Origin of the sequence: Trebonia sp., assembly GCF_049794275.1 — a bacterium.
In the GTDB taxonomy this organism is placed as follows: Bacteria; Actinomycetota; Actinomycetes; order Streptosporangiales; family Streptosporangiaceae; genus Trebonia.
Genome location: NZ_JBARCR010000272.1, coordinates 1 through 2938 on the forward strand (window position 1 = coordinate 1; position 2938 = coordinate 2938).

General features: G+C 68.5%; 2 protein-coding genes. One reads left to right on the forward strand and one right to left on the reverse strand.

The window, feature by feature from the left end:
• Positions 1–181: 181 nt before the first annotated feature.
• Entirely contained in the window at positions 182–1075 is an 894-nt protein-coding gene (locus WA805_RS07760; RefSeq protein ID WP_422287215.1) for a haloalkane dehalogenase, read from the forward strand.
• A gap of 88 nt (positions 1076–1163) precedes the next feature.
• Here WA805_RS07760 and WA805_RS07765 read toward each other — a convergent pair.
• Positions 1164–2938 (reverse strand): MFS transporter (locus WA805_RS07765; RefSeq protein ID WP_425241996.1); only part of this gene is annotated, 1775 nt, incomplete at its 5' end.

Genomic DNA, 2938 nt, shown 5'->3' on the forward strand with positions numbered 1-2938 from the left:
CCCGGCCGGACACACGCTGCGTTACGGTGCTTCTGCCGCAGACAGGGCGAGGCTTCTGGTAGCAGTGGCCGTGGCGTGGGCAGGCGTCGGCGAGCGGGTGGTAGAACCGCCATATGGAACATGCTGAGCTGCCGGGCTCCTGGCTGAGGCTGGCTGCGCTAGTGACGGTGCGAGGCACGGGATGAGGGTGCTGCGGACGCCCGAGGAGCGCTTTGCGGGCTTGCCGGACTTCGGCTACGAGCCGCGGTACGCCGACGCTGACGGGCTGCGGCTGGCCTACGTCGAGGCCGGTCCGCCGGGCGGGGAACCCGTGCTGCTGCTGCACGGGGAGCCGAGCTGGTCGTTCCTGTACCGGAAGGTCATCCCGGTGCTGGCCGCAGCTGGGCTGCGCGTCATCGCGGCCGACCTCATCGGCTTCGGGCGGTCAGACAAGCCGGCCCAGATCGCTGACCACAGCTATGCCAGGCACGTGGAGTGGATCCGCGTGTTCGCGTTCGAAGCGCTCGGTCTGCGCGACGTGACGCTGGTCGGGCAGGACTGGGGCGGCCTGATCGGGTTGCGGCTGGTGGCCGAGCATCCGGACAGGTTCGCCCGGGTGGTGGCCGCGAACACCGGGCTGCCGACCGGTGACCAGCCGATGCCAGAGGTGTGGCTGCGGTTCCGCGAGCTGGTCCGCACCGCACCAGCGCTGAGCGTGTCCCGGCTCGTGCAATCGGGCTGCCAGGCCGCGCTGCCGCCCGCCGTCCTGGCCGCCTACGACGCGCCGTTCCCTGACCCGTCCTACGCCGCGGCGGTCCGGGCGATGCCCGATCTTGTCCCGGCCACGCCGGATGATCCCGCGTCCGCGGCCAACCGCGCAGCCTGGCGGCAACTCGCCGCGTGGGACAAGCCTTTCCTTGTGGCCTTCAGCGATCGCGACCCCATTACGGGGCCGATGGCGCCGGTACTCAAGCGCACCGTGCCGGGCGCGGCAGACAGGCACCATCCGCTGCTCGAAGGAGCCGGCCACTTCCTCCAGGAAGATGCAGGAGAAGAACTTGGCGCGATCATCGCGGACTTCATCAGGGCGACCTAATACTGCCCTGCTAGGGCAGACGCTCGTCACGGTGCTGGCAGCCGCCAACGTGCTCAGCTGCGAGCTGTCCCAGCACCCGCACGCCGTATCAGTCGGGCTCGGGCGGCTTGTCGGGCCGCTCAGCACCATCTCCCGGGACGTCGGGCACAACGAGTTCGCTGGGTTCGAAGCTGCCCTCGGCGGCTACCGCGGCCAGTTCGTAACCCACTGAATCGGGCACTCCCGGCTGCGACGGGCGAGGGCCGGTCAGCGCCGAGGCGATGGCCGCGACCACGTTCGCCGCGATGGCGAACCCGAAGGCCACGCGGAGGCCAGCGTGGAACGGCGCCGTGATCAGGTGCGGGAAGAACTCCCGCCCGGCCAGGTAGGCGGCGTGTGCCGGAGGCAAGGTTGACAGCAGCGGGCCGAGCAGTTGCTGCATCGGGTTGTAGCCGAGGAAGGAGGAGAACAGCACGCCGATCGGGGGCAGGTGGGAGATCGGCGCGGCCGTGTGGGCCGGGACGCCCTGCGCGGTCAGCCCGCTAAACAGGGCGGCCGGCAGCTTGCTGGACAGGCCGGCCACCATCAGCGTGAAGAAAATGCCGATCGACAGCACGAAAGCGGAGTTCTGGAAGGTGGCGATCATGCCACCTGCCGCGCCGCGCTGGCTGGGCGGCGCCGAGTTCATCATCTCCGCCCAGTTCGGCGAGAAGAACAGGCCGGAGCCGAAGCCGTTGAGGGCGATGACGACCGCGAACTCCCAGTAGGGGAAGTTCACCGGAACGAATATCAGCAGCAGGAAGGTGAATCCGGTCAGCAGCGCGCCGCCAACGGTGAACGGCTTGGCGCCGAACTTGTCCGACAGGACCCCGGACAGCGGCGCCGCCAGCAGGAAGCCCACCGTGAGAGGTACCAGGTAGATGCCCGCCCACAGCGGGGTCTGGCTGAAGCTGTAGCCGTGCAGCGGCAGCCAGATGCCCTGCAGCCAGATGATCAGCATGAACTGCATGCCGCCGCGGCCCATGGCCAGCATCAGGCTCGCGATGTTCCCCGCGGTGAACGCCCGGATCTTGAACAGCGAGATGCGGAACAGCGGCTCGGCGACCTTGGTCTCGACGTAGACGAAGACCACCAGCAGCGCGAGGCCGCCGAACAGGGCGCTCAGCACCCAGGGGTTGGTCCAGCCCATCGGGTGACCGCCGTAGGGCAGCAAGCCGTAGGTGATGCCGACCAGGATCGCGACCAGGCCGCCGCCGAACAGCAGGTTGCCCCACCAGTCCATCTCCGCGTGCTTGCGGATGCCGATGTCATGCAGCATGAAGTACGCCCAGATGGTGCCGAACACGCCGATCGGGGCGGAGACCAGGAAGATCAGGTGCCAGTTCACCGGGGCGAGGACACCGCCGAGGATCAGCCCCATGAACGACCCGGCGATGGCCGCGATCGAGTTCACGCTGAGCGCGGTGCCGCGCTGGTTGGCCGGGAACGCGTCGGTGACGATGGCGGCGGAGTTGGCGAACAAGAACGCGCCGCCGATGCCCTGCACCACCCGCCAGACGATCAGCCACATCGCCCCCTCCGCGCCGTGCATCCAGGACACGGTCAGGAAGATCGAGGCCACGCTGAAGATCGCGAAGCCCAGGGTGTACATCCGCACCCGGCCGAACATGTCGCCCAGCCGGCCGAACGACACCACCAGCACCGCGGACACCACCAGGAAGCCCATGAACATCCACAGCAGGTAGCTCGTGTTGCCGGGGCTCAGCGGGTTCAGCCCGATGCCGCGGAAGATGTCGGGCAGCGCTATCAGCACGATCGACTGGTTGATCGTCGCCATCAGCATGCCCAGCGTGGTGTTGGACAGCGCGATCCACTTATAGTGCG

Coding starts and splice junctions, on each gene's coding strand:
- WA805_RS07760 (WP_422287215.1), top strand. CDS start 182: ATGAGGGTGCTGCGGACGCCCGAGGAGCGCTTTGCGGGCTTGCCGGAC.